Origin of the sequence: Fuscovulum blasticum DSM 2131 (assembly GCF_003034965.1) — a bacterium.
GTDB classification, from domain to species: domain Bacteria; phylum Pseudomonadota; class Alphaproteobacteria; order Rhodobacterales; family Rhodobacteraceae; genus Pseudogemmobacter; species Pseudogemmobacter blasticus.
In genome coordinates this window covers 75,793-102,667 of record NZ_PZKE01000010.1, presented here as the reverse complement: position 1 = coordinate 102,667, position 26,875 = coordinate 75,793, and the positions used below count along the sequence as shown (strand labels likewise).

At 67.9% G+C, this 26,875-nt stretch carries 23 protein-coding genes; 13 read left to right on the top strand and 10 right to left on the bottom strand.

Annotation, left to right across the window (positions count from 1 at the left end):
• Entirely contained in the window at window positions 1-2,820 is a 2,820-nt protein-coding gene (gene polA / locus C5F44_RS11745; RefSeq protein ID WP_107673725.1) for a DNA polymerase I, read from the bottom strand.
• 14 nt (window positions 2,821-2,834) lie between these two features.
• On the opposite strand from polA, the gene C5F44_RS17845 reads away from it, so the two are divergent.
• On the top strand, window positions 2,835-3,329 hold the full coding sequence (locus tag C5F44_RS17845; protein WP_146161940.1) for a hypothetical protein: 495 nt from the start codon (window positions 2,835-2,837) through the stop codon (window positions 3,327-3,329).
• 26 nt (window positions 3,330-3,355) lie between these two features.
• On the opposite strand, the gene C5F44_RS11735 is transcribed toward C5F44_RS17845, so the two are convergent.
• Window positions 3,356-3,541: a zinc-finger domain-containing protein gene (locus C5F44_RS11735; RefSeq protein ID WP_107673723.1), complete on the bottom strand. Its 186-nt coding sequence runs from the start codon at window positions 3,539-3,541 to the stop codon at window positions 3,356-3,358.
• Between the two features lie 256 nt (window positions 3,542-3,797).
• Between C5F44_RS11735 and C5F44_RS11730 the strand changes: the two genes are divergently transcribed.
• Together C5F44_RS11730 and C5F44_RS11725 are read left to right on the top strand one after the other, a co-directional pair.
• Window positions 3,798-4,172, top strand: a complete 375-nt coding sequence (locus C5F44_RS11730; protein ID WP_107673722.1) for a MerR family transcriptional regulator — start codon at window positions 3,798-3,800, stop codon at window positions 4,170-4,172.
• On the top strand, window positions 4,169-4,576 hold the full coding sequence (locus tag C5F44_RS11725) for a carboxymuconolactone decarboxylase family protein (RefSeq protein ID WP_107673721.1): 408 nt from the start codon (window positions 4,169-4,171) through the stop codon (window positions 4,574-4,576). The genes C5F44_RS11730 and C5F44_RS11725 overlap by 4 nt, the downstream gene beginning before the upstream one ends.
• Here the strand turns inward: C5F44_RS11725 and C5F44_RS11720 are convergent.
• A complete protein-coding gene (locus tag C5F44_RS11720) occupies window positions 4,573-5,346 on the bottom strand; it encodes a hydroxypyruvate isomerase family protein (RefSeq protein ID WP_107673720.1) in 774 nt (257 codons plus the stop codon). The genes C5F44_RS11725 and C5F44_RS11720 overlap by 4 nt on opposite strands.
• 12 nt (window positions 5,347-5,358) lie before the next feature.
• Window positions 5,359-5,931: a DUF1285 domain-containing protein gene (locus tag C5F44_RS11715; protein WP_107673719.1), complete on the bottom strand. Its 573-nt coding sequence runs from the start codon at window positions 5,929-5,931 to the stop codon at window positions 5,359-5,361.
• Window positions 5,932-6,016: 85 nt separating this feature from the next.
• Here C5F44_RS11715 and C5F44_RS11710 point away from each other — a divergent pair, with 85 nt between their 5' ends.
• The 4 genes from C5F44_RS11710 to C5F44_RS11695 are packed head-to-tail and all read left to right on the top strand — an operon-like array spanning window position 6,017 to window position 12,740.
• Complete coding sequence (locus C5F44_RS11710) at window positions 6,017-7,021, top strand: AAA family ATPase (protein WP_107673718.1); 1,005 nt, start codon at window positions 6,017-6,019, stop codon at window positions 7,019-7,021.
• On the top strand, window positions 7,018-7,884 hold the full coding sequence (locus tag C5F44_RS11705; RefSeq protein ID WP_235822618.1) for a DUF58 domain-containing protein: 867 nt from the start codon (window positions 7,018-7,020) through the stop codon (window positions 7,882-7,884). Before C5F44_RS11710 ends, C5F44_RS11705 begins: the two co-directional genes overlap by 4 nt.
• Window positions 7,885-10,671 (top strand): DUF4159 domain-containing protein, encoded by a 2,787-nt coding sequence (locus tag C5F44_RS11700; RefSeq protein WP_107673717.1) that lies wholly within the window; start codon window positions 7,885-7,887, stop codon window positions 10,669-10,671. It abuts the gene before it with no gap.
• Entirely contained in the window at window positions 10,668-12,740 is a 2,073-nt protein-coding gene (locus C5F44_RS11695) for a hypothetical protein (RefSeq protein ID WP_107673716.1), read from the top strand. Before C5F44_RS11700 ends, C5F44_RS11695 begins: the two co-directional genes overlap by 4 nt.
• A gap of 11 nt (window positions 12,741-12,751) precedes the next feature.
• Here C5F44_RS11695 and C5F44_RS11690 read toward each other — a convergent pair whose 3' ends face one another.
• Entirely contained in the window at window positions 12,752-13,405 is a 654-nt protein-coding gene (locus C5F44_RS11690) for a DUF599 domain-containing protein (RefSeq protein ID WP_235822617.1), read from the bottom strand.
• Window positions 13,406-13,547: 142 nt separating this feature from the next.
• Here C5F44_RS11690 and C5F44_RS11685 point away from each other — a divergent pair, with 142 nt between their 5' ends.
• The 5 genes from C5F44_RS11685 (at window position 13,548) to C5F44_RS11665 (ending at window position 18,948) form a co-directional block, all read left to right on the top strand.
• On the top strand, window positions 13,548-14,981 hold the full coding sequence (locus C5F44_RS11685; protein WP_107673714.1) for an FAD-linked oxidase C-terminal domain-containing protein: 1,434 nt from the start codon (window positions 13,548-13,550) through the stop codon (window positions 14,979-14,981).
• 64 nt (window positions 14,982-15,045) lie between these two features.
• Window positions 15,046-16,143: an FAD-binding protein gene (locus tag C5F44_RS11680; protein WP_107673765.1), complete on the top strand. Its 1,098-nt coding sequence runs from the start codon at window positions 15,046-15,048 to the stop codon at window positions 16,141-16,143.
• Entirely contained in the window at window positions 16,143-17,435 is a 1,293-nt protein-coding gene (glcF, locus tag C5F44_RS11675) for a glycolate oxidase subunit GlcF (RefSeq protein ID WP_107673713.1), read from the top strand. Before C5F44_RS11680 ends, glcF begins: the two co-directional genes overlap by 1 nt.
• A 93-nt stretch (window positions 17,436-17,528) precedes the next feature.
• The gene (locus C5F44_RS11670) at window positions 17,529-18,329 is read left to right on the top strand and encodes a trypsin-like serine peptidase (protein WP_107673712.1); all 801 of its coding nucleotides are present in this window, start codon (window positions 17,529-17,531) and stop codon (window positions 18,327-18,329) included.
• 145 nt (window positions 18,330-18,474) lie between these two features.
• Window positions 18,475-18,948, top strand: coding sequence for an Hsp20 family protein (locus tag C5F44_RS11665; protein WP_107673764.1), 474 nt, complete (start codon window positions 18,475-18,477; stop codon window positions 18,946-18,948).
• A 76-nt stretch (window positions 18,949-19,024) separates the two neighbouring features.
• Here the strand turns inward: C5F44_RS11665 and C5F44_RS11660 are convergent, their stop codons facing one another.
• On the bottom strand, window positions 19,025-21,064 hold the full coding sequence (locus C5F44_RS11660) for a vWA domain-containing protein (RefSeq protein ID WP_107673711.1): 2,040 nt from the start codon (window positions 21,062-21,064) through the stop codon (window positions 19,025-19,027).
• Window positions 21,061-21,597, bottom strand: a complete 537-nt coding sequence (locus tag C5F44_RS11655; protein WP_107673763.1) for an RNA polymerase sigma factor — start codon at window positions 21,595-21,597, stop codon at window positions 21,061-21,063. The genes C5F44_RS11660 and C5F44_RS11655 overlap by 4 nt, the downstream gene beginning before the upstream one ends.
• Window positions 21,598-21,700: 103 nt before the next feature.
• On the opposite strand from C5F44_RS11655, the gene C5F44_RS11650 reads away from it, so the two are divergent.
• A complete protein-coding gene (locus tag C5F44_RS11650; protein WP_107673710.1) occupies window positions 21,701-23,635 on the top strand; it encodes a DUF3857 domain-containing protein in 1,935 nt (644 codons plus the stop codon).
• Window positions 23,636-23,735: 100 nt separating this feature from the next.
• On the opposite strand, the gene C5F44_RS11645 is transcribed toward C5F44_RS11650, so the two are convergent.
• From C5F44_RS11645 to C5F44_RS11635, 3 genes are all read right to left on the bottom strand, one after another.
• The gene (locus C5F44_RS11645; RefSeq protein WP_107673709.1) at window positions 23,736-24,248 is read right to left on the bottom strand and encodes a peptidoglycan-binding domain-containing protein; all 513 of its coding nucleotides are present in this window, start codon (window positions 24,246-24,248) and stop codon (window positions 23,736-23,738) included.
• Window positions 24,249-24,432: 184 nt separating this feature from the next.
• The gene (gene yghU, locus C5F44_RS11640; protein WP_107673708.1) at window positions 24,433-25,284 is read right to left on the bottom strand and encodes a glutathione-dependent disulfide-bond oxidoreductase; all 852 of its coding nucleotides are present in this window, start codon (window positions 25,282-25,284) and stop codon (window positions 24,433-24,435) included.
• Window positions 25,285-25,349: 65 nt separating this feature from the next.
• Window positions 25,350-26,828, bottom strand: coding sequence for an NAD-dependent succinate-semialdehyde dehydrogenase (locus C5F44_RS11635; protein ID WP_107673707.1), 1,479 nt, complete (start codon window positions 26,826-26,828; stop codon window positions 25,350-25,352).
• Between the last annotated feature and the right edge of the window lie 47 nt (window positions 26,829-26,875).

The following is a 26,875-nucleotide window of genomic DNA, read 5'->3' as shown; positions in this document are numbered from 1 at the left end:
TCAGTGCGCTTCGGCCCAGTTGCGGCCCTGACCGGCATCAACCACCAGCGGCACCTTCAGCGGCACGACCGGGTGATTTGCCTGTTCCATCGTGTCGCGGGCGGCCTTGATCAGCGCCTCGGTGGCACTTTCCTCGACCTCGAACAGCAGTTCGTCATGCACCTGCAACAGCATCCTGGCCGGCAACCCTTCAATGGCGGCAGGCATACGGATCATGGCGCGGCGGATCACATCGGCGGCCGTGCCCTGAATCGGCGCATTGATGGCGGCACGCTTGGCAAAGCCGGCGCCGGGGCCCTTGGCGTTGATCTCGGGCGTGTGGATCTTGCGGCCGAACAGGGTTTGCACAAAGCCGTTGTCCTTGGCGAATTTCACGGTGGCATCCATGTATTCGCGGATGCCGGGGAACCGCTCGAAGTAGCGGTCGATGAAACCCTGCGCCTCGGCGCGCGGGATGCGCAGGTTGCGGGCCAGACCAAAGCCGGAGATGCCATAGATCACGCCGAAATTGATGGCCTTGGCCCGACGGCGGATTTCCGGTGTCATCTGGTCAAGCGGCACGTTGAACATTTCGCTCGCGGTCATGGCGTGAATGTCCAGCCCGTCCCTGAACGCCTGTTGCAGCGCCGGGATGTCGGCCATATGGGCCAGAATGCGCAATTCGATCTGGCTGTAGTCAAGGCTGACCAGAACCTTGCCCTTCGGCGCCACGAACGCCTCGCGGATGCGGCGGCCTTCTTCGGTGCGGACGGGGATGTTCTGCAGGTTCGGGTCGGTGGACGCCAGCCGCCCGGTGTTCGCCCCCGCGATGGAATAAGAAGTATGAACCCGCCCCGTTTCCGGGTTGATCGCCAGTTGCAGCGCATCGGTATAGGTCGACTTCAGCTTGGAAATCTGCCGCCAGTCCAGCACCTTGGCCGCCAGACGCGCGCCCTTCGGATGGCTGTCTTCCAGCGTGGTGATGTCTTCCAGCACGTCCGCCCCGGTGGCATAGGCGCCCGTCTTGCCCTTTTCGCCGCCGGGCACCCCCATGCGGTCAAACAGCACCTCGCCCAGTTGCTTGGGCGAGCCGACATTGAATTTTTCGCCGGCGATGTCCTGAATCTCGTCCTCATACTGGGCCAGCTTCTGGGCAAAGGCGTTCGACATGCGGGACAGCGTGTCACGGTCCACCAGAACACCGGCCATTTCCATATTGGCCAGCACGGTTACCAACGGGCGTTCCAGCGTTTCGTAAACGGTGGTCACGCGGGCGCGGTGCAGTTGCGGCTTGAACTTCTGCCACAGGCGCAGCGTCACATCGGCATCTTCGGCGGCGTATTTCACTGCATCCTCGATGCCGACCCGGTCAAAGGTAAGCTGTGACTTGCCGCTTCCCAGCAGAGACTTGATCGGGATCGGCTGGTGGCCAAGGTGGCGTTCGGACAGCTCGTCCATGCCGTGGTTGTTCAGCCCCGCCGAGAGGGCATAGCTCATCAGCATCGTGTCGTCGAAGGGCGTGATGCGGATGCCGTGGCGGGCAAAGATCTTCCAGTCATACTTCATGTTCTGGCCGATCTTCAGGATGGCCGGATCTTCCAGAAGCGGTTTCAGCGCCTTGAGCGTTTCATCCAGCCCAAGCTGGCCCGCGACCAGTTCGGTCGACCCGAACAGATCACCGCCGCCCTGCTTGTGGCCAAGCGGAACATAGGCGGCCTGACCGGCATCGACCGAAAGCGAGATGCCCACCAGTTCGGCCTGCATCTCGTCCAGCGAGGTGGTTTCGGTATCCACGGCGACATGGCCCACGTCGCGGATGCGGGCGATCCAGCGGTCCAGCGCCGCGCGGTCGCGGATGGCCTCATAGGCGGCATGATCGAAGGGAAGGCGCGTTTCCTCGGCGGTTTGCGGGCTGTCGTCGCTGCGGGCCTCGATCACCGGGGCGGCGATCTTCAGCCGTTCCGAGACGCGGCGGGCCAGGCTGCGGAACTCCATCTCGGTCAGGAAGGCCATCAGCTTTTCGGGGTCAGGCGTCGTGACCTCAAGCGCGTCCAGCGTGACCGGAACCGGGGCGTTGGCATCCAGCGATACCAGTTGCTTCGAGATGCGGATCAGATCGGCGTTCTGTTCCAGCGCCTCGCGCCGCTTGGGCTGCTTGATCTCGGACGCGCGGGACAGCAGGTCTTCCAGACTGCCGAATTCGTTGATCAGCAGCGCCGCCGTTTTCAGGCCGATGCCGGGCGCGCCGGGCACGTTGTCGGTGCTGTCGCCGGCAAGTGCCTGAACATCCACCACCTTGTCAGGGGTGACGCCGAATTTCTCCATCACCTCATCCGGGCCGATGGGGCGGTTCTTCATCGGGTCGTGCATGTCCACCCCGGGGCGGACAAGCTGCATCAGATCCTTGTCGGACGAGACGATGGTGCAGCTTCCCCCCGCCTCGACCGCCTGCCGGGCGAGGGTGGCGATGATGTCGTCGGCCTCATAATCCGGCACCTCGATGCAGGCCACGTTGAAGGCGCGCGTCGCTTCGCGGGTCAGCGGGAATTGCGGGCGCAGGTCTTCGGGCGGTTCGGGGCGGTTGGCCTTGTAGGGGGCATAAAGGCGGTTGCGGAAGGTTTTCGAGGAATGGTCGAAGATCACCGCGATATGCGTGGCCGCCCCGGCGCCCTTGTCGCGGGTGATCTCGCCCCAGAGGATGGACGAGAACCCGGCCACAGCCCCCACGGGCAACCCGTCGGATTGCCGGGTCAGCGGCGGCAGCGCGTGGTAGGCCCGGAAGATATAGGCCGAACCGTCGATGAGGTGCAGGTGGTGACCCTTGCCGAAGGTGCCCGTCATGTTACTGTCTTCCCTTGTCTGACGTAGGTTGTGCCATGTTCCGCAGCATCGTTCCACCGCTTGTCTTCCTGTCCGCGCTGGCTGCCGGGCCGGCCCGGACGGAAGAGCCACCTTGTGATCTGGTGCCGGGAGACACGTCAAGCTGTGTGCGGTTCATAGCTTGCTGGGGAGAGCAGGGGCGGTGGCTGGACGGACAGGCCTATGGCTGGGATCAGGGTAACCTGCACGCAGTCGCAAATGACGGTGTGGTCTGCGAAGGCAAATGGACAACACTCTCCGGCTTTGGCGGTGGTCGGGCGGATGTGTTCTGCGACGATGGCAACCGGGTTTCGGTGCTGTACTTTTCGCAGGACCCGGCGACTGGCACGGTAAGTGGCCGCGGCATGGCCAATACCGGCGAGATCGTCGAGGGCTGGTCAGGCGAGCATGTGCTGGAGTTCTTCCGCGATGGAAATCCTGCGGCCGAGGCCGTCATGCAGTGCGGCGACTACAGCATACCCCTGAGTTGAGGCTGGCCGTTGCGGCAGAGCCGCCCCTAGTGATCGGAATGGGCGTGTTCGCGGTCGATCTCGAACCGGCGGTCGCAGTAGCCACATTCGACCCAGCCGCGATCTTCGGGGATCACAAGCCAGACGCGGGGATGGCCAAGCGCGCCTTCGCCGCCGTCGCAGGCCACTTTCCAACTGGTGACGACCTTGGTCTCGGGGGCGGGTGCGGGCATGGGCGGCGGTCCTTCGGATGCGATGAAAGACATATTACGGATGCGGAAGACCGCGACAAGGGGGCGCCGGCCATTCCGGCGGCAAGGCCCTGAAATGGCAGAAAAAACGCTGTCTTTCTTCCGTCTTCCCCGCGTCTTCCTTCCGTCTTGCCCATTGCGCGCGAATCGGCCGGATTTTCCGGCCGCGAAACGGGGCTTGACCTGGAGCGCACTCAAACCCGTAGCTTCGCGGCATCCTTTGCGAAAGGCGTGCGGAATGAAGATCGGAGACCTGGCGCGGCGGGCGGGGCTGAGTGTCCATACCCTGCGCTATTACGAACGCATCGGGCTGTTGCCGCGCGCGGAACGCGACGGCGGCGGGCGGCGCGATTATGACGCTGCGATCCTGACCTGGATCGGGTTCCTGCGGCGGCTGAAGACCACCGGGATGCCCCTGCGCGAGATGCAGCGCTATGCCGGGCTGCGCCGGCAGGGGGACGGGACCGGCCCGGAACGCCGCGCCCTGCTGGAGGCGCATCGGGAAACGGTGCGCGCACAGGTGGAAGAGTTGCAGGCCTGCCTGTCGGTTCTGGACGCCAAGATCGAAAGCTACAGGACGGCTGACACGGCCGGGAAAGGGACAGCACCATGACGGCGGATCACGATCCGGGCGAAACCCGGTTGCAGCGCGGACAGCGGGCGTTGGCGGCGATTGACGGCGAAGCGGGGCAGAAGGTGATCGAGTCTCTGGCCGGGATCGCACCGGATTTCGCCACCTATCTGTTCGAGTTCCCCTTCGGTGACATCTATTCCCGCCCCGGCCTTTCGCTGCGGGACCGCGAGATCGCCACGATTGCGGCGCTGGCCGCGCTGGGCACGGCGCAGCCGCAACTGAAGGTGCATGTCGCGGCCGGGCTGAACGTGGGCCTGAGCGAGGACGAGATTACCGAGATCCTGATGCAGATGGCGGTCTATGCGGGCTTTCCGGCGGCGCTGAACGGGTTGTTCGCAGCGAAAGAGGCGTTCGCGGCACGGGCCGGGGGCGGCGCGGGCTAAGCCCCGATCAGGGCGCTGCGTGACTTGAGGGCGGTCAGCCAGAACAGACCCTGGGCCGTGCCCTTGGCAGGCACATATTCGGCGGCGATCCAGAGGTCGGGCAGGGCGTCCACCTCATCGCAAAGCTGGGGCAGCGAGAAGCCGCCGCCGCCGGGTTCGTTGCGGCCGGGAAAACCCGCGATCTGCACATGCGCGACGCGGTGCCGGTGCGCGGCCCAGACGGCGGCGGCATCGCCGTGCAGCCGGGCGGCGTGCCACAGGTCGAATTGCAGGCCGATGCGCGGATTGGCCAGATCGTCCAGGATGCGGGCCGCCTGATCGTAGTCGTTCAGGAAATAGCCCGGCATGTCATCGGGGTTCAGCGGTTCGATCGTCAGCGTCAGGTCGGGGGCCTGCGCGGCGGCCCAGGCCAGATTCTCGACATAGATCGCCTCGGCCTGCGGGCCCTTGGCGACGCCGGCCATCACATGCACGCGGCCGGCCCCCAGCCGGGTGGCGTAATCGGCGGCGCGCAGGAACCCGTCGCGGAACTTGCCTTCATCTTCCGGGCGGGCGGCAAAGCCGCGGTCGCCCGAGATCCAGTCGCCGGGCGGCGTGTTGATCAGCACCAGCGGCAGGCCGTTCAGCGCGCGTTCCCATTCGGCCACCGGGGAATCGTAGGGGAACAGCACCTCAACCCCGTCGAACCCCGATTTCGCGGCCCAGTCTGGCCGGTCAAGCATGGGCACTTCGTTGAAGAGAAGCGTGAGGTTTGCGGCGAAACGGGGCATTCAGGCCTGTGTTCAGGGCAGTTCGGAGGACGGGATCACCGGAAAGAACGCGCCCTGTGACCAGAGGCCAAACCAGCTAGCGCCCTCATGCGGTTCGTGGCAACCTAATTCGATCAGGCGGTAAAAGGATTTCCGGTCGATCAGCGCCCAGAGATCGGCGCGGACCAGCACATAGGGCGAGGGTTCGCCGTCAGCGGCGCGGCTGACACGGATGGGGCGGTCGGGGCCTGCGGTGACTTCATCTTCGGTTTTCGTCACGAAGGTCAGGCTCTGGTCGCGGCCCTGACCTGTGGCGGTGAAATCCACCGCCAGCAGCGGGGCATCGTCAACGGTGATGCCCACCTTTTCGACCGGGGTGACCAGGAAGTAACGGTCGCCTTCGCGTTTCAGGATGGACGAGAACAGCTTGACCAGCGGCGCGCGGCCGATGGGGGTGCCCAGATAGTACCAGGTGCCGTCGCGGGCGATGCGGATGTCAAGATCGCCGCAGAAGGGCGGGTTCCACAGATGCACCGGCGGCGGCCCCTTGGCGCCGGCGGCCTTCACGGAGGCGACAAGTCCATCGGCGGAAGGTTTCACGATCATTTGTGTCAAGTCCCCTTTCGGGATTTGCGGTCGCAGCGGGATTTCGGTCTAATGTCCAGGATACAGGGATCAGGGGAGCCTTTCCATGGCCGGAACCGACACGCTTGTGGCTGAGATCGAAAGCCTTGGCGACAAGCTCATGCAGGCGAAGGCCAGCATCAACCGGCGCTTCATCGGGCAGGAGAAGGTGGTTGATCTGGTTCTGGCCAGCATGTTGTGCGGCGGTCATGCGCTGCTGGTGGGCCTGCCGGGCCTGGGCAAGACGCGGCTGGTCGATACGCTGGGCACCGTGATGGGGCTGAAGGCGAACCGGGTGCAGTTCACGCCCGACCTGATGCCCGCCGACATTCTGGGGTCGGAAGTGCTGGAAACCGCGGCGGATGGCAGCCGGGCGTTCCGCTTTCTGGAAGGGCCGGTGTTCTGCCAGTTGCTGATGGCGGACGAGATCAACCGCGCCAGCCCGCGGACGCAATCGGCGCTGTTGCAGGCGATGCAGGAAAAGGAAGTGACGATTGCCGGGCAGCACAGGCCGCTGGGCAAGCCGTTTCATGTGCTGGCGACGCAGAACCCCATCGAGCAGGAAGGCACCTATCCGCTGCCCGAGGCACAGCTTGACCGGTTCCTGGTGCAGGTGGACGTGGACTATCCCACCCGCGCGGTCGAGCGTGACATCCTGATTGCCACCACCGGCGTGGACGAGGCGGACAGCACGCAGGTCTTTACCGCCGGGGAACTGCTGGCGGCGCAGGCCGTGGTGCGGCGGATGCCGGTGGGCGACAAGGTGGTTGAGGCGATCCTGGATCTGGTGCGCGCCTGCCGCCCCGGCGAGCCCGAGGGGCGCGATCTGGAAGGCAGCCTGAGCTGGGGCCCGGGGCCGCGGGCGGCGCAGGCGCTGATGCTGACGGTGCGGGCGCGGGCGCTGTTGCAGGGGCGGCTGGCGCCCTCGACCGAGGATGTGGCGGCGCTGGCGCTGGCCACGCTGGAACACCGGATGGCGCTGTCCTTCGCGGCGCGGGCGCGGGGCGAAACCCTGGCTGGCATCATCGCGCGGGTGTCGGGCCGCACGCTGGGGCTTGAGGCCGCGGCGTGACCACAGACCTGCGAGCGCGCGCCGAGGCGCTGGGGCAGACGCTGCCCCCGCTTCTGGCCGAGGCAGAGATGCTGGCGGCGACGGTGATGCTGGGCGAGCATGGCCGGCGGCGCGCAGGCCTGGGCGACGAATTCTGGCAATACCGCCCGGCGCATGGCGGCGACGGGGCGCGGATGATCGACTGGCGGCGATCGGCCCGGTCGGATGCGCATTTCGTGCGCGAACGCGAATGGCAGGCGGCGCAATCGGTGACGCTGTGGGTGGACCCGTCGAAAAGCATGGGCTTCACCGGCGACAAGGCCCGGCCGCCCAAGGCCGACCGGGCGCGGCTGCTGGCGCTGGCGCTGGCCGTGCTGCTGCTGAAGGGGGGCGAGCGGGTCGGGCTTTCGGGCCAGACGCCGCCCCGCAGCGGGCGTCCGCAGATCGTGCGGCTGGCGGCACAACTGGCGGATATGGGGGAGGGCGCCGATTATGGCGCGCCCATGGCGGATGGCATGGTCGGCCATGGCCGGGCGGTGTTCCTGTCCGATTTCCTTGGGTCGCTGGAGGCGGTCGAGGCCGCGTTGGGGCGCGCCTCGGATCGGGGTGTGAAGGGCGTGTTGGTGCAGGTGCTGGACCCGGCCGAGGAAGAGTTTCCGTTTGACGGCCGGACGATCTTTGAATCGATGGGGGGCAGCTTGCAGCACGAAACCCGCAAGGCGGGCGACTTGCGCACGCGCTATCTGGCGCGGCTGGCCGAACGCAAGGACCGGCTGGCCGGGCTGGCGCGGGCGGTGGGATGGCATTTCAGCACCCACCACACCGGCGCCCCGGCGCAAGGCGCGCTGCTGTGGCTGTTCCGGGCACTGGAAGGTGGGCGGTAGATGTTCACGCTGGGCCCCATCGGGTTTCTGACACCGTGGTTGCTGTGGGGGCTGGTGGCCCTGCCGATCCTGTGGCTGCTGTTGCGGGCGGTGCCGCCGGCGCCGATCCGGCGGCGGTTTCCGGGCGTGGCGCTGTTGCTGGGCCTGACGGATGAGGATTCCGAGACCGACAAGACGCCGTGGTGGCTGTTGCTGCTGCGGATGGCGGCGGTGGCGGCGGCGATTGCGGGCTTTGCCGGGCCGGTGCTGAACCCCGAGCCGAAACAGGCCGGGCAGGGGCCGCTGCTGGTGGTGCTGGATGGCGGCTGGGCCGAGGCGCGCGACTGGCCGCGCCGGGTGGAACGGGCGGCGCAACTGGTGGCCGAGGCGGGGCAGGACGGGCGGCCGGTGGCGGTGGTCCGGCTGACCGACGCGCCGCAGGACGTGACCTTCCAGACGGCGGATGTCTGGGCGGGCCGGGTGGCGGCGATGCAGCCGCAGGCCTGGGCGCCGGCCGCGCTGGATGACTGGGCGGAAAAGCTGCCGGCGGACAGGTTTGACACGGTCTGGCTGGCCGACGGGCTGGCGCATGACGGGCGCGAGGCGCTGGCGGCGGCGCTGGCCGACAAGGGGCGGCTGACGGTGATCGAAAGCGCGCGGCCGGTGGTGGCGCTGCATCCGCCGACCTTTGCCGAGGGCAAGGTGATGGTGGCCGCAAGCCGCCTGCCGGTGACCGGGCCGCTGCAGATCGAGGTGGCGGCGCGCGGGCCGGACCCGGCCGGGATTGACCGCGAGCTGGCGCGGGTGCCGCTGGTCTTTGCCCCGGGCTATGGCCGGGCCGAGGCACCGATGGACCTGCCGCCCGAGCTGCGCAACCGCATCACCCGGTTCGAGGTCGCGGGCCTGCGCAGCGCAGGCGCCGTCAGCCTGACCGACGACAGTCTGAAACGGCGCAAGGTGGCCATCATCGGCGCCGGTCCGGCGCGCGAGGGGCTGCAACTGCTGTCGCCCACGCATTACCTGCGGCAGGCGCTGGTGCCGGTGGCCGATCTGGTTGAAGGCTCGCTGTCGGAAGTGCTGGTCGCCAAGCCCGATGTCATCATTCTGGCCGATGTTGCCAAGCTGACCCAGGCCGAAGAGGAGGCCACGGTGAAATGGGTCGAGGGGGGCGGGCTGTTGCTGCGCTTTGCCGGGCCACGGATGGCGGCCAGCGATGTGAGCCGGTTCGAGGAAGACGCGCTGATGCCGGTGCGGCTGCGCGAAGGCGGCCGCACGGTGGGCGGCGCGATGAGCTGGGGCGAGCCGAAGCAACTGGCGCCCTTTGCGGAAGGCAGCCCGTTCTATGGTCTGGCCCTGCCGGATGACGTTGACGTCAAGGAACAGGTGCTGGCCCAGCCCGACCCCGAGCTTGCCGAACGCACCATTGCCGCGCTGGAGGATGGCACGCCACTGGTGACCCGCAAGGCCTTGGGCAACGGGCAGGTGGTGCTGGTGCATGTGACGGCGAATACGGAATGGTCAACGCTGCCCTTGTCGGGGCTGTTCGTGCAGATGCTGGAACGGCTGGCGGTTTCAGCCCGCCCGGCGCTGCCCGAGGCGGCCGATCTGACCGGGCAGGTCTGGGTGCCCGAGGTTGTGCTGGATGTCTGGGGCGCCGAGGCCGAGGCGGCGGGCGTTGCAGGGGTTGAGGGCGAGGCTTTGGCGCAGGCCATGGTCAGCGGCCCGGGCCCGACGCGGCCGCCGGGGCTGTATGCCGGGCAGGACCGGCGGGTGGCGCTGAACGTGGTGAACGCGAAGTCGGAGCTGAAGCCGGCGGTCTGGCCGGCGGCGGCGGTGGTCGAGGGGCTGGCAGTCACGCCGCAGCGCAGCCTGAAAGGGCCGCTGCTGGCGGCGGGGCTGGGGCTTTTGTTGCTGGACATCCTGGCCGCGCTTTGGGTGGCGGGGCGCCTGACGGGGCTGCGCCGGGGCGTGGCGGTGCTGGCGGTGGCGGCTCTGGCCCTGGGCGGGCAGGCCCGCGCGCAGGACGCGGCGCCCGAAGGCCCGAAACCGGGCGACGATTTCGCGCTGGAGGCCACGACATCGGTGGTGCTGGCGCATGTGATCACCGGCGACGCGCAGGTTGATGATCTGGCGCAGGCGGGGCTGAAAGGTCTGGGCGACCGGCTGTGGGAGCGCACCTCGATCGAACCGGGCACGCCCATGGCGGTGAACATCGAAAAGGACGAACTGGCCTTTTTCCCCTTCCTTTACTGGCCGGTGACGGCGGATATGCCCACGCCATCGGCTGCGGCCTATGCCAGGCTGAACGACTATCTGCGCACCGGGGGGATGATCCTGTTCGACACGCGCGATGCCGATGTGGCGGGGTTTGGCAGTGCCACGCCGGAAGGGGCCGCCTTGCAGCGGATCGCGGCCGGGCTGGATGTGCCGCCGCTGGAAACCGCCCCGGCCGACCATGTGCTGACGCGGACCTTCTATCTGTTGCAGGAATTTCCCGGCCGGTTCGGGCAAGGCCCGATCTGGGTGGAAGCCGCGCCTGCGGGCGTTGAGGAAGCCGAGGGGATGCCCTTCCGCAACCTGAACGACGGGGTGACGCCGGTGGTGATTGGCGGCAATGACTGGGCGGCGGCCTGGGCGGCGGATGAGACCGGCGCGGCGCTGGTGCCGGTGGGCCGGGGCTTTGCCGGTGAACGGCAGCGCGAAATGGCCTATCGCTTCGGGATCAACCTGATCATGCATGTGCTGACCGGCAACTACAAATCCGATCAGGTGCATGTGCCGGCGCTGCTGGAAAGGCTGGGGCAATGATCGCGCAGGTGGTGTTCGACCCGCTGCTGCCCTGGGCGGCGATCTGGGCGCTGGCGGGGCTGGCCTTGCTGCTGCTGGCGCTGGCGCTGTGGCGCGGTCTGGGGGGCTGGGTCTTGCGCGGGCTGGCGGCGGCGGTGCTGGTGACGGCGCTGGCCAACCCGTCCTTGCAGCGCGAGGAGCGGCAGCCGCTGTCGGACATCGTGATCCTGGTGGTGGATGAAAGCACCAGCCAGACCCTGGGCGACCGGGCGGCGCAGACCGGCGCCGCGGTGGCGCGGATCGAGGCCGAGGTGGCCGCCCTGCCCAACACCGAACTGCGGGTGGTGCGGTTCGGCGACGGCGCCGAGGATGCGGGCACGCTGGCCATGACCGCAGTGTCAGAGGCGCTGGCGGAAGAACCGCGGGCGCGGGTGGCCGGCGTGCTGCTGATCAGCGACGGGCGGGTGCATGACCTGGAACTTGCGCCGCAGATGCCGGCGCCGTTCCACCTGTTGCTGACCGGGCAGGACAGCGACTGGGACCGCCGGGTGGTGCTGAAGAACGCGCCTGCCTTCGCCATCATCGGCGAGGAATTCGTGATGCAGTTGCAGGTCGAGGACAGCGGCGCCGTGCCCGCCCTGGCCGGGACCGAGGTCGAGCTGACCATCGCGGTCGATGCCGAGCCGCCGCAGACCTATACCGTGCCGGTGGGGGTGGATCTGGACCTGCCGGTCACCCTGCCGCATGGCGGGCTGAACGTGCTGCAATTCAGCGTGGCCCCGGTGGCGGGCGAATTGACGGACCGCAACAACGCGGTGGTGGCGCAGATCAACGGCGTGCGCGACCGGCTGCGGGTGCTGCTGGTCAGCGGAGAGCCCCATGCCGGCGAACGGGTCTGGCGCAACCTGCTGAAATCGGATGCCAGCGTCGATCTGGTGCATTTCACCATCCTGCGGCCGCCGGAAAAACAGGATGGCGTGCCGGTGGACGAGCTGAGCCTGATCGCCTTTCCCACGCGCGAGCTGTTCGTCGAGAAGATCAGCGAATTCGACCTGATCATCTTCGACCGCTACCGGATGCGGGGCATCCTGCCGATGTCCTATATCGACAACGTGGTTCAGTATGTCCGCAACGGCGGCACGGTGCTGGTGGCGGCGGGGCCGGAATACGGGGCGGTGGACAGTCTGTATCGGTCTCCGCTGGCGGAAATCCTGCCGGTGGCGCCCACGGCGCAGGTGGTGGAAAAAGGATTCCGCCCCAAGATCACCGATCTGGGGCAGCGCCATCCGGTGACCGAAGGGCTGGAGAAGTTCGCGCCCGAAGGCGGCTGGGGTCGCTGGTTCCGCGCGGTCGAGGTGGAAAAGCTGTCGGGGCAGACGGTGATGGAGGGGCCGGACGGCCTGCCTCTGCTGGTGCTGGACCGGGTCGATCAGGGCCGCGTGGCGGTGCTGGCCAGCGACCAGATGTGGCTGTGGGGCCGGGGCTATGAAGGTGGCGGGCCGCAACTGGAACTGCTGCGGCGGCTGGCGCACTGGATGCTGAAAGAGCCCGAGCTTGAGGAAGAGACCCTGACCGCCACGGCGAAAGGCGATGTGCTGACCATCACCCGCCGCACCATCCGGGAAGAAGCGCCGGGACCGCTGACGGTGACGGGGCCGGACGGTGCCAAGGTCGAGTTGCAGATGATGCAGAAGGCGCCCGGCAAGTATCAGCTTGACTGGAAGGCGCCGGCCCTGGGCCTGTACCGGCTGGAGCAGGAGGATCTGACGCGGGTGATCGCGGTGGGGCCTTCGGCGCCGCGCGAATTCGTGGCCACCATCGCCTCGGGCAAGGCGCTGGCGCCGGTGGTGCAGGCCACCCGGGGCGGGGTGCTGCGGCTGGCCGAGGGTGTGCCCGACATCCGCAGTGTGGCCGAGGGGCGCCCGGCGGCCGGGCGTGGCTGGGTCGGCATCACGCCGCGCGCGGCCTATGTCACCACGGACGTGCGGGTCAGCGCCGTGCTGCCGGGCTGGGTCTGGCTGCTGCTGGCGGCGGGCCTGTCGGTGGCTGCCTGGCTGGTTGAGGGCCGCAGGCGCCGCAGCGCCCGCTGAGGGCGGGGCGGTCAGTCGGTCTTGTCGAGGATGACCAGCCGGGAATGTGACCAGAATTCCCGCCGCAGGGTGACAAGCGCGGCGACGACCGTGGTCAGCACCAGCCCGCCCGGCCCCAGCAGCCAGCCCGCCGAGGCCAGCGCGAAATTGATCGATTCCAGCCCGCGGTTGAAGCTGCGGGCGGCGGTGACGTTGATCTTGGCCGCCTGTTCCGCCCGGCGGAAGGCCAGCGGATCGGCGGGGTCGTTCGGGACTGCGGCCATCATGATCGAGCAATAGCCGAACAGCCGGTGCGCCCAGATGAACTTGAGGAGCGCATTCGACAGGATGGCGACCGGGACCAGCAGCTTGAGCGCAAGGTCGACGGTGACGGTATCTAGCGGCAGATCCTGCGCCAGCCGTTCCACGGTCGAGGCATTGCCGATCAGCGCCACCCCGCCGCCGATGGCGATCAGCGAGGCCGAGGCGAAGAAGGCCGTGCCCTGGCGCAGCGAATCGATCAGCGTGCCGTCAAAGATGCGCGGGCTGCGGGTGACGAAGGTGCGCATCCAGTCATGCCTGTAGGTTTTCATCAGCACCGAGACCGAAGGGTGCCGCGCCGGAGGGTTTTCGATGATCCAGACGCAGGCGAACCAGACGACGAACAGGCCGATCAGCGCGGCCATGTCCGGCAGACTCAGGACAAGGGGAAGGTTTGACAGCATGATTTGCACATTTAACGCCCTTGCTTGCGGGAACGCCAGTGCTTGCAGCTTGCTCAGGCGTAAAATTGGTTATATTTCTTGACCAATATGGGGAGGATCGCCGATGGACGTGCCGGTTCCTGATGCCGCGATCCTGTCGCGGAAACCTGCCATCGTGGCGCGGCTGCGCGCCGTGCTGCCGCGCGATGCGGTGATCGACGATCCGGCCGAGACGCGGGCCTATGAGTGCGACGCCCTGTCGGCCTATCGGATGCAGCCGCTGGCGGTGGTGCTGCCGCGCACGACGGCCGAGGTCGCGGCGGCGCTGCGGGTCTGCTGGGAGGAAGGCGTGCCCGTGGTGCCGCGCGGGGCGGGAACCTCGCTGGCCGGGGGTTCCATGCCGACGGCGGATGCGGTGGTGCTGGGCATTGCCCGGATGAACGGCGTTCTGGAAACCGATTACGACAACCGCTTCATCCGGGTGCAGGCCGGGCGGACCAACCTGTCGGTGACCGGCGCGGTCGAGGCGGAGGGGTTCTTCTATGCCCCCGATCCTTCAAGCCAGTTGGCCTGTGCCATCGGCGGCAATATCGCGATGAATTCCGGCGGGGCGCATTGCCTGAAATACGGGGTGACGACGAACAACCTGCTGGGCGTCACGCTGGTGAAGATGGACGGCACCGTGGTTGAAATCGGCGGGCCCTGGATGGATGCGCCGGGGCTGGATCTGCTGGGGGTGGTCTGCGGGTCCGAGGGGCAGTTGGGCGTGGTGACCGAGGCCACCCTGCGCATCCTGCCCAAGCCCGAGGGTGCGCGGCCGGTGCTGATGGGGTTTTCGTCGAACGAGGTGGCCGGGGCCTGCGTGGCCGACATCATCAAGGCGGGCCTGTTGCCGGTGGCGATCGAGTTCATGGACCGCCCCTGCATCCGCGCTTGCGAGGCCTTTGCCAAGGCGGGCTACCCCGATTGCGAGGCGCTGCTGATCGTCGAGGTCGAGGGCAGCCCGGCCGAGATTGACGAGCAGCTTGCCGCGATCACCGCCATTGCCCGGCGGCATGACCCGGTGGCGCTGGAACAGGCAACGGATGAGGCCCATGCCAAGCGCATCTGGCTGGGCCGCAAGTCGGCCTTTGGCGCCATGGGGCAGATCAACGATTACATGTGTCTGGACGGGACGATTCCGGTTTCGACCCTGCCGCAGGTGCTGCGCCGGATCGGCGAACTTGCGGCGGACTTCGGGCTGGAGGTGGCCAATGTGTTCCACGCCGGCGACGGCAACATGCACCCGCTGATCCTGTACAACGCCAACAAGCCCGGCGATCAGGAGCGGTGCGAGGCCCTGGGGGCGGAGATCCTGAAACTGTGTGTCGAGGTGGGCGGTTGTCTGACCGGCGAACATGGCGTGGGGATCGAGAAGCGCGACCTGATGGGGGTGCAGTACCGGCCCGCCGATCTGGAGGCGCAGATGCGGGTGAAGGACGTGTTCGATCCGAAATGGCTGCTGAACCCGGCGAAGGTGTTTCCGCTGGCGGTTTCGGCCGGACGGCGCGCGGGATGACAGCGCCGGGGGCCGTCTGCCCCCGGACCCCCGAGGATATTTTCAGACAGAAAATGAGTGGATGATGCGGCCTTGCACTGAGGCGGAACTGGCAGAGGCAATCCGGGCGGCGACCGCGCCGGTCGCGGTGCGGGGCGGTGGCACGCGGGGCCAGGCTGTGGCGGGCGCGGTGCTGGAGACGGGCGGCCTGTCGGGCGTGCGGCTTTATGAGCCGGGCGCGCTGACGCTGGTGGCGGGGGCCGGCACGCCCTTGGCCGAGGTGCAGGCGGTGCTGGCGGCCGAGCGGCAGCGGCTGGCCTTCGAGCCGCCCGACCTGCGGGCGCTGCTGGGGCGGACGGGCGTGTCGACGCTGGGCGGCGTGGCGGCCGAGAATGCCAGCGGCCCGCGCCGGGTGCAGGCGGGGGCGGCCCGCGATGCGATGCTGGGGCTGCGCTGTGTGGATGGCACGGGGGCGGTGATCGCGAATGGCGGGCGGGTGATGAAGAACGTCACCGGCTATGATCTGGTGAAGCTGCTGGCGGGGTCGCGCGGCAGCCTTGGCGTGCTGACCGAGGTGGCCTTCAAGGTGCAGGCCGTGCCCGAGGCCGAGACGACGCTGGTGGGCGAGGGGTTTTCGCCCGAGGCGGGGCTGGCGGCGCTGCGGTCGGCGCTTGGGTCGCCGTTCGATGTGTCGGGGGCGGCCTATGCGGGCGGGCAGGTGCTGATCCGGGTCGAGGGGATGGCGGGATCCGTCGCCTATCGGGCGGGGCAGGTGCGCGCGCGGATCGCGGGGGACTGGCGGCTGGCCGAGGCGGCGGAAAGCGCCGCGATCTGGCAGGGGGTGCGGGATGTTGCGGCCTTTGCCGGCAAGCCGGGGGCGCTATGGCGGATTTCCTGCGTGCCAGGAGAGGCGCTGGCGGTGCCGCAGGCGCTGGCCGCCGCCCGGGTGCCGCATGAGGCGCTGTGGGACTGGGGCGGCGGGCTCTTGTGGCTGGCCTGCCCCGAGGGGCAGGGGGCGCTGATCCGGTCGGCCCTTGGGGCGCGGGGCCATGCAACGCGGCTGCGCGGCGAGGAGAGCAGCCCGGTGCTGCCGCCGGTATCGCCCGAGGTGGCGGCCTTGCAGGCGGGGCTGAAGGCGCAGTTCGACCCGCGCGGGATTCTGAATCCGGGGAGCCTTGGCTGATGCAGACGACTTTCACCGAGGCGCAACTGGCCGACCCCGCCATCGCGCGGGCGAACGAGATCCTGCGGACCTGTGTGCATTGCGGGTTCTGCACGGCCACCTGCCCGACCTATCAGGTGCTGGGGGACGAGCTGGACAGCCCGCGGGGGCGGATCTACCTGATCAAGGACATGCTGGAAAACGACCGGCCCGCCGATGAAAAGACGGTGCGCCATATCGACCGCTGCCTGTCCTGCCTGTCTTGCATGACGACCTGCCCGTCGGGGGTGCATTACATGCACCTGATCGACCACGCCCGCGCCCATGTCGAAAAGACCTATCGCCGGCCGCTGATGGACCGGCTGCTGCGCGGGTTGTTGGCGCGGGTGCTGCCCTATCCGGGGCGGTTGCGGCTGATGCTGCGGGGGGCGGTGCTGGCGCGGCCCTTTGCCCGGCTGATGCCGGATGCGCGGTTGCGGGCCATGCTGGCGCTGGCGCCGAAGCGGGTGCCGCCGGCGAGTGACAGCGACCGGCCGCAGGTGTTTGCGGCCACGGCTGCGCGGCGGATGCGGGTGGCGCTGTTGACCGGCTGCGCGCAAAAAGCGCTGGACCCGGACATCAACGAGGCCACAATCCGCCTGCTGCGGCGGCTGGGCTGCGAGGTGGTGGTGGCGCAGGGCGCGGGCTGCTGCGGGGCGCTGACCCATCACATGGGGCAGGAGGCGCGGGCCCATGCCAGCGCGGCGGCGAACATCCGGACCTGGGCGGCCGAGTACCGGGGCGGGGGGCTGGATGCCATTGTCATCAACACCAGCGGCTGCGGCACCACGGTCAAGGACTATGGCCACATGTTCCGCACCGATCCGGCGCTTGCCGCTGATGCGGCGCTGGTGGCGGGGCTGGCGGCGGATGTGAGCGAGGTGCTGGTCCGGCTGGGCCTGCCGGAAGGCGCGCCGAAGGGGGTGCGGGTCGCCTATCATTCGGCCTGTTCGTTGCAGCACGGCCAGCAGATCAGGACCGCGCCGAAAGACCTGCTGAAACGCGCGGGGTTCGAGGTGGTGGAGCCGGCGGACAGCCATCTGTGCTGCGGCAGCGCCGGCACCTACAACCTGTTGCAGCCCGAGATCAGCGGCCAGTTGAAGGCGCGCAAGGTCGCCACGCTGGAAGCGCGCAAGCCCGACATCATTGCGGCAGGCAATATCGGCTGCATCACGCAGATCGGGTCGGGCACGGCGGTGCCGGTGGTGCATACGGTGGAACTGCTGGACTGGGCGACCGGCGGGCCGCGCCCGCGTGCGCTGGGGCCGGGCTGAGACCGCGGATTTCGCTTGACCGAGGCGCCGCAAAACGGCCCGAATTGCGGCCTAGGCCGGACTTCGGTGCCGGGGCAGGCAAGGGTGTGTGGCATGGTGAAACGCTGGTTTCTTGGTCTTGGCCTGTGCCTTGCCCTGCCCGTTGCGGCGCAGGACAGCGGGCTGGTGGCGCTGACCACCGGCGATGCGGTCAAGGGCTGGCAGGCGGTGGGCAAGCTGACGCTGGGGGACCATGCCTTCTGCACCGGCGCGCTGATCGGGCCGCAACTGGTGCTGACGGCGGCGCATTGCCTGTATGACAAGACCAGCGGCAGCCGGATGGCGGATGGCGACATCACCTTTCAGGCCGGTTGGCGCAATGGTCGGGCCGAGGCCTATCGCGGGGTGCGCCGGTCGCTGACCCATCCCGGCTATGCCTATTCGGCGCAGGAAGACCTAAGCCGGGTGGCCGACGATCTGGCGCTGCTGGAGCTGGACCAGCCGATCCTGTTGCCGCAGTTGCAGCCCTTTGCCACGGCGGCGCAGCCGGGCAGCGGCGACCGGGTCAGCGTGGTGTCCTATGCCAAGGACCGGGCCGAGATACCGTCGATCCAGCAGGGCTGCACGGTGCTGACCCAGTTCCGCGAGGCCATGGTGCTGAGTTGCGACATCGACTTCGGGTCGTCGGGGGCGCCGGTCTTCGCGCTGCGCGACGGGGTGCAGAAGGTGGTTTCGGTGATTTCCGCCAAGGCCGAGATGGAGGGCCGCAAGGTGGCGCTGGCCGTGCCGCTGGATGCGCCGCTGGCGCTGCTGCGGGCCGAAATGGAGGCGGAGGACGCGCCGAAGGCGACGCCGGGGGTGCGGGTGATTTCGGGCGGCGATGCGGCGGCGGGGGCGAAGTTCCTGTCGCCCTGACGGCGGCCGTGAGGGGGGTCTTGACGGCGGCAGGGGGCGTTCCCAAATGATCTGATGCCGGACGCCATGACGGGTCTGGCGCAACCGCCCGGCCCCATGATGGGGCGGGCAACATGAACGACGCATCGCTTTTCGGAGGATGATCATGCGCAGCTTCGACTTCGCCCCGCTTTACCGTGCCACCGTTGGTTTCGACCGTGTGGCCGACCTGATGGACCGGGTTCTGAGTTCCGACCTGACCCCGCCCGCCTATCCGCCCTACAACATCGAAAAGACCGCCGAGAATTCCTATCGGATCTCGATCGCGGTGGCCGGCTTCACCCCCGACGAACTGTCGGTCGAGGTGAAGGATGGCAGCGTGAACGTGACCGCCCGCAAGGCCACGGACGAGGCCGAGCGCAGCTTCCTGCACCGTGGCATCGCCACCCGGGCCTTTGAACGCCGCTTCGCGCTGGCCGATCATGTGCGCGTGACCGGCGCCGTGCATGAGCATGGCATGCTGCACATCGACCTGGTGCGCGAAGTGCCCGAGGCGATGAAGCCGCGCCGGATCGAGATTGCCCGTGCCGATGGCGCCACGACCCCGGCGCTTGAGGCCAAGGTTGAAACGGTGAACTGAGGTTCACGCCATCAAGGATTGGAGGGCGCGCCGGGGGACCGGCGCGCCCTTTGTCTTGTGGCCTGCCCGGCCCGGATCAGCGGTCCAGGCTTTGGGCAAGGCGCATCAGGTTGACCGCCTCGATCCGGTAGCCGAAGGGATCGTCGCCGCGCGCGTCCAGGGCCAGCGCGATGGCCTGATCCCAGCCCCAATCACCCAGATAGACCGAATCCTGCAGGATCTGGCCGAAGCCGGCGATGGCGGCGGCAAAGCGGGTGTCGTCGGTGGCCTGTTCCCGGCCGGTGATCGCGGTTTCGGTCAGTTGGCTTTCGCTTGCGCCGGGGGCTTTCCAGCGCAGGCGCAGGAAGCCCAGTTCATCGGCCGTGCCGTCCGCTGCCGGGGCCGCGCCATAGCGAAGCGGATCGTTCTTCAGTGCCTTCGATCCGGGCGCGGTGATTTCGTAGATCGCCGTCACCTGCAACCCGGCGCCGATCTCGCCGGCGTCCACCTTGTCGTTGTTGAAGTCCTCGCGCTTCAGGGCGCGGGTCTCATAGCCGATCAGCCGGTATTCGGCGACCTGCGCCGGGTTCCATTCGACTTGCACTTTCACATCATCTGCAATGGGGAAAAGGGCCCCGCTGAGCTGGTCGACCAGCACTTTTCGCGCTTCGGCCAGGGTGTCGATGTAGGAGGCGGTTCCGTTGCCGTTCTGGGCCAGCGCCTGCATCGTGGCATCGTCCAGATTGCCGCGGCCGAAGCCAAGGACGGAAAGATAGATGCCTTCGTCACGCTTGCGGGCGATGAAGGTTTCCAGCGCGGCGGGGTCGGACAGGCCGACGTTGAAATCGCCGTCGGTTGCCAGCAGCACGCGGCTGACCTCACCTTGCGCCGTCATGCCGGCGGCCACCTTGTAGGCCAGTTCGATGCCCTCTGCCCCCGCGGTCGAGCCGCCGGCGGCCAGGCTGTCCAGCGCGGCCAGGATCTTGTCCTTCTCTGCCGCGCGCGTGGGCGGCAGCACTTCGCCGGCCGACCCGGCATAGGCCACCAGCGCGACCTGATCGTCGGGGCGCAGTTCGGGCAGCATCAGCGCCAGCGACTGTTTCAGCAGGCCCAGCTTCATGGGGTCTTCCATCGAACCGGAAGTGTCGATCAGGAAGACAAGGTTCAGCGGCGGACGGTCGGCAATGGCGGGCAGGGCGCCCTGCAGCCCGATGGTGACCAGACGGGTGCCTTCGTTCCACGGCGTCGGCATCACGGAAACGGTGGTGCGGAAGGCCTGCCCCGCCTCGGGCGCGGGGTAGGCGTAGGGGAAGTAGTTGACCATTTCCTCGACGCGCACCTGATCGGGGGTCGGCATCACCCCAAGGTTCAGGGTGGACCGCACCAGCGCGTAGGAGGCGGTATCGACATCGGTCGAGAAGGTGGAAACCGGCTCTTCCGCCGTGACCTTGACGGGGTTCGCCTCGGCAGTGGCATAGGCTTCGGTGTTCGGGTCAAGCTGGGGCAGGGCCATCGGTTCGACCGAGGGGGCGGCCACCACTTCCGGCAAGATTTCTGCGCCGCCTGCGGGGGCCTCGCGGCGCAGGCGGGGGGAGGCTTCGGCCAGATAGTCCAGCGTCGCATCGGCCGCCGGGGCGGCGGCTTCGGCCTCAGGCATGTCCACGACAACCTTGGGCGCGGCTTCGGCAGGGGCGGGATAGGGCACCTCGACCGTGCCGGTCGCGACTGGGGTGTCGGGGGCAGGCGGCGCGGCCTGCGCCAGGGACGAGGCTTCGGGCAGCGGCGGTTGCGGCGCGGCGGCGGGGGTTGCCAGCGGGGGCTGGCCGGGGGCCACGGGCAGTTTCTGCGCGACCGGCAACAGCACGGCCACGCCCACGATCAGCGCCGCGACCGAGGTGGTGGCGGCAAGGGCGGGGCGGGTGGTCAGGAAGTTCAGCATGGAACGCACTCCGTTCAGGAAACCCGCCTGCGGGGGGCGGTCTTCCTTGGGACGTGCGGCTTCGGTCGAATCTTGGAGCCGGTCGAAATTTTCCATGGCCAGCGCCAGCGCGCGGGCGCGGGCCGCCGGATCGGGCGGTGGCGGGGCGGCCTTCAGGCCAGCTTTCAACAGGTCAAGCGGATCGCGGTCGTCGGTCATTTCGCTTCCTCCGCGGCCATCGCACGCAGCCGTTTCTTCACCTCGGACATGCGCCAGGCGATGGTGCCTTCGCTGACCCCCAGAACCGCGCCGGCCTCGGCCTGGGTCATCTCTTCGCCCAGCACCAGCGCCACCGTGTCGCGCAGTTCGGGCGACAGGCGGGCCATGGCGGCGGCCAGCCAGTCCTGCGCCTCACGCTCGGTGGCGATTTCGTCCTGGCGGGCGATTTCCCAATCGCCCCAGCCATCGGCGGCCCGGGCCCGGGTGGCCTGACGGCGCCGCAGGTCATGGGTGGCATTCACCACGATGCGGTAAAGCCAGGTGGTGAACCGCGCCTCGGCGCGGAACTGGCGCAGCTTGGCGGGCAGGGCGGCGCAGATGTCCTGCGCCAGATCCTCGGCCTCGGTCCGGTTGCCGGTCAGGCGGAAGGCAAGGCCCAGGATTCGGTCGTAATGCCGGCCGACCAGCGTGGCAAAGGCCGCGCGGTCGCCGCCATTGGCGGCTTGGGCCAGGGTTTCATCGGGCGTATCCATCAGCATGACGCTAATTGGACGCGGGCCGGGCCGCAATCCTTGGGGGCGGCGCTTGCCCGGCCCCGAGGCGTGACCTAGGGTTCGTGCGATTGCGGAGAGCGCCATGTTGCACCTGTTGAGGTTTGCCCTGTTTCTGTGCCTTGCGGCGCCCGCCTGGGCACAGGGCTTTGCCCTTGGCCCCGAGCCGGACTGGGTGGAAGACCTGCCCCTGCCGGCCGACGATGCCCGTCTGAAAGCCGAGGCGCAGGACGGGGTGCATTACATCCTCAGCGACTATCAGGTCATGTTCGTGGGCGAGGAGCGCCATTCCTATGCCCGCACGGTGATGCAGGTCACCGACCGGGCCGGGCTGGAAGAGGCGGCGACGATCAGCTTCGACTATGACCCGGCCTTTGACCGCATGACGCTGACCCGGCTGAAGATCCTGCGCGACGGGCGCGAGATCGACTTGATCGACAAGGTGACGCCCGAGGTGTTCCGCCGCGAACAGCGGCTGGAGGAGGGGATCCTGGACGGATCGCTGACGGCCTATCTGCAGGTGCCCGACCTGCGGGTGGGCGATATTGTCGATTACGCCAGCCTGCGCGAGATGAAGCCGATGGTGGGGGCGGGGGAACGCGCAGTCTTTGCCGTGATGGAATGGAATGTGCCGGTGGTGCTGACGCGCACGGTGGTGTTCTGGCCGAAGGACTGGCCCATGACCCTGGGCGCGTTGCCGGACCGGGTGAGCCATGCCGAAGGCCCCGGACCGGATGGCACGGTGCGCCAGGAATGGCAGCGGCTGGGCCATGTGCCGCCCCGTGCCGAAGAGGCGGTGCCGCCGCAGGACGACCCGACCGCCTATCTGCGGCTGAGCGCCGACCCGGACTGGGGGCCGCTGTCGGCGGCGCTGACGCCCCGCTATGGCGCCGACTATCCGCTGACGCCGGAATGGGACGCGAAGGTTGCCGCGATTGCGGCGGCGAATTCCGGCCCCGAGACGCGGGCCATTGCGGCGCTGCGGCTGGTGCAGGACGAATTGCGCTATGTCTCGCTTTCGATCGGGGCGGGCGGAATTGTTGCGCGCAAGCCGGCAGAGGTGATCACCTCGGGCTTTGGCGATTGCAAGGACAAGGCGCTGCTGCTGGTGGTGATGCTGCGGCGGCTGGGGGTTGAGGCGCAGGTGGCGCTGACCGACATCGACAATGGCGCGGCGCTGCCGGCAGAGGTGCCCATGCTGGGGGCCTTTGACCATGCCATCGTGCGGATCATGGTGAAGGGCCGGGCCTATTGGGTGGACCCGACCGGATCGCATCAGGGCGGCGATTTTGCCACCATGGCCCCGCCCGAATATGCCTGGGCGCTGCCGCTGGCCGGGGCCGGGCAGCGGGTGCTGGAGCCGATTCCGGTCACGGCGGAAACCGCCTGGTCCACCGATGTGACGGAAAGCTATCACTTCACCTTTGCGGGGGTGTTCCTGACCGTCACATCGGTCTATCGCGGCGGGGCGGCGGATTCGATGCGGCAACGCTGGGCCACCTCGCCCCGCGGCCGGATCGAGACCGATTATCTGGAGTTCTACCAGAACCGCTATCCCGGCCTGATCCTGCGGGATCCGATTGCCATGACCGATGACCGGCCACAGAACCGGCTGGTGATGGAGGAAAGCTACTGGTTGCCCAGACTGGCGTTGCGCACGGACGGGCTGGATCAGGATTTCCCCTTCGCGGCCGAGGATTTCGCGTCAAACCTGCCGGACCGGCAGCCCGGGCCCCGGGTCTTGCCGATGCAAAGCGGCGGGCCGGCGGTGTTTCATCATGTGGTGCGGATCACGGGTGCGGGGTTCGATTTCAACCCGCCGCCCGAGGTGCATCTGGAGAACCCGGCCTTCCGTTTCGACTTTGCCGGGCAAGCGACGGACACGGGCGCGATGCGGCTGGAATGGACGCACCGGCGCAGCGGGGCGGTGGTTCCGCCGGACGCGGTTGCCGGGGTGCTGCGCGATGCGGAAACCGTGCATGACACGACCTGGTTCACCTGGAACATGACCGCAGACTGAGACGCGGCGAAGGAAAAGCCCCCTTTCCGATGGGGTCGGAAAGGGGGCGGGCGGCCCCGGCTGGGGAAACAAGATCAGGGCCGCCTTTGGGCAGGGCCGATCAGAAGATCAGCCCGTCATAGATTGCGAAGGCGCCGCCGGTGGTTTGCAGGTTGTTGCGCGCGCCCGCATCGCGGGCATAGGCCACGACCGCGTTATAGGTGCGCGGGCCGAATGAACCGTCGATGGCCCCCGAGTAGTAACCCGAGGCGCGCAGGCTGCGCTGGATCGCCTGACGTTCGCGCAGCGAATAGGTGTTGAAGGCCCGTGCAACCGGGGTGGCATGGATCGAGGTGGTGGCAACCGGCGCGGGGGCATAGACCGGCGCGGGGTTGTAGACCGGGGCGGGCGCATAGACCGGAGGTGCGCCATAGACCGGCTCACGGCGATGTTCGCGGGCCTGGCGGCCCTGTTTCAGCAGTTCGTCCACGATCACGGCGGTCAGGGCACCGGCGACGAAGCCCTTTTCCTTGTCCCCCATGGCCAGCGCGGGGGCCGCGGGCACGGCCGCGACCGACAGGGCGGTCAGGGCGGCCAGCGCGGCGGTGCGGGCAGATTTGACAGTGGTGAACATCGGGTTGTCCTTTCCTGGCTGACCCCGTGGCAGCGGGGCGACAAGGCCAATCTGGGCAGACCCGGCAGGTTAGGCAAAAACGCTGCGCCGCTAGCGGGAAACCCGGCGACGCTATCCGATAACATCAATGTTTACAAAATATTACGGCCAGCCCGTCGCGGGCTGGCCAGCGCTGTTCGCGGGATCAGCCCTTGGGAAGGCTGTCGAAATCGGCGGCGGAGTGGCGTTCGCGAAGCTGTTCGGACGGCTCGCCCCAGGTGCGGTTCACCTTGCGGCCCCGGATCACGCCGGGGCGGGCATCGATTCGCCGGGCCCATTCCAGGACATGGGCATAGCTTTCCACATTCAGGAATTCGGCGGCGTTATAGGCGCGGCCCAGAACCAGGCTGCCATACCAGGACCAGATCGCCATATCGGCCAGCGTGTATTCGCCGCCGGCCATCCAGTCGTTCTGCGCCAGATGCCGGTCCAGAACGTCAAGCTGGCGCTTGGCTTCCATCGCATAGCGGTTGATGGCGTATTCGATCTTGACCGGGGCATAGGCGTAGAAATGGCCGAAGCCGCCGCCGACGAAGGGGGCGCTGCCCATCTGCCAGAACAGCCAGGACAGCATTTCGGTGCGCGCGGCGGGATCTTTCGGGATGAAGGCGCCGCCGAATTTTTCGGCCAGATAAAGCATGATCGAGGCGCTTTCGAACACCCGCTGCGGCGGGTTGGTCGAATGGTCCATCAGCGCGGGGATCTTGGAATTCGGGTTCACCGCCACGAAGCCCGAACCGAACTGGTCGCCCTTGTTGATGTCGATCAGCCAGGCGTCGTATTCGGCATCGTGGCCCGCCTCCAGCAGCTCTTCCAGCAGGATCGTGGCCTTGATGCCGTTCGGCGTGGCCAGCGAATAAAGCTGAAGCGGGTGTTTGCCGACCGGAAGCGCGGCATCATGGGTGGGGCCGGCCACGGGGCGGTTGATCGAGGCGAAGGCGCCGCCCGAGGGCTTTTCCCAGGTCCAGACCTTGGGCGGAACATAGTCTTCGGACATCGGTCCTCTCCTGACATGACAAAGGGGCGGTGACCCGCCCCTTGCCGTTTCGAACAGGATGCCGGTCAGATCGACAGACAAATGTATTTCATTTCCAGGTAATCTTCCATCCCGTGATGGCTGCCCTCACGACCGAGGCCCGATTGCTTGACGCCTCCGAAGGGGGCGACCTCGGTCGAGATGATGCCGGTGTTCACGCCGACGATGCCGTATTCCAGCGCCTCCTGCACGCGGGTGATGCGGCCGATGTCGCGGGCGTAGAAATACGAGGCCAGACCGAAGATCGTGTCATTGGCCTTGGCGATCACCTCTTCCTCGGTGTCGAACTTGAACAGGGGCGCGACGGGGCCGAAGGTTTCCTCGTTGGTCACGACCATCTGGTCGGTGACGCCGGTCAGGATGGTGGGCTGGAAGAAGTTGCCGCCCAGTTCGTGCGGCTTGCCGCCCAGAATGACCGAGGCGCCCTTCGCGGTGGCATCGGCGATGTGTTCCTGCACCTTTTCCACGGCGGCATGGTTGACCAGCGGGCCGAACTGCACGTCGCCGGTCAGGCCGTCGCCGACCTTGGTCTTGGCCACCGCGTCGCGCAGCTTGGCGGCGAAGGCGTCATAGACGCCGGCCTGCACATAGATGCGGTTGGCGCAGACGCAGGTCTGGCCGTTGTTGCGGAACTTGGACGCCATGGCACCGGCGACGGCGGCATCCAGATCGGCGTCGTCGAACACGATGAACGGCGCATTGCCGCCCAGTTCCATGCTGCATTTCATCACCTGATCGGCGGCCTGACGCAGCAGGATGCGGCCAACCTCGGTGCTGCCGGTGAAGGTCAGCTTGCGGACGATCGGGTTCTCGCAGAATTCCTTGCCGATGTCGGAGGATTTCTTCGAGGTGATGATCGACAGAATTCCCTTGGGCAGACCCGCGCGTTCGCCCAGAACCGCCAGCGCCAGCGCCGACAGCGGGGTTTCCGCCGCCGGGCGGGCGACGAAGGCGCAACCCACGGCCAGCGCCGGGCCGCATTTGCGGGTGATCATCGCATTGGGGAAGTTCCACGGCGTGATCGAGGCGACAACGCCGATGGGCTGCTTGATCACCGTCAGGCGCTTGTCGCGCTGATGGCCGGGGATGGTTTCGCCATAGACGCGCTTGGCCTCTTCGCCGAACCATTCGATGAAGCTGGCACCATAGGCGATCTCGCCCTTGGCCTCGGCCAGCGGCTTGCCCATTTCGGCGCAGAGGATGATGCCAAGATCATCCTGATTGGCCATCATCAGGTCGAACCACTTGCGCAGGATCACCGCGCGTTCCTTGGCGGTGCGCGCGGCCCATTCCTTTTGCGCGACCTGGGCCGCGGCAATGGCGCGGGCGGTTTCGGCGCGCGACAGGTTCGGCACTTCGGCGATCACGTCGCCACGGGCGGGGTTCACCACGGCGAAGGTGGTGCCATCGTCGGCGTCGATCCATTCGCCGGCCACATAGGCCTTGGTCGCCAGAAGCGACGGGTCTTTCAGCAGGTCGCGCAGGTTGGTGACGGTATCGAGCATGACAGACCTCGGGGTCAGGAAACACGGATCGCAGACCGATGACATGG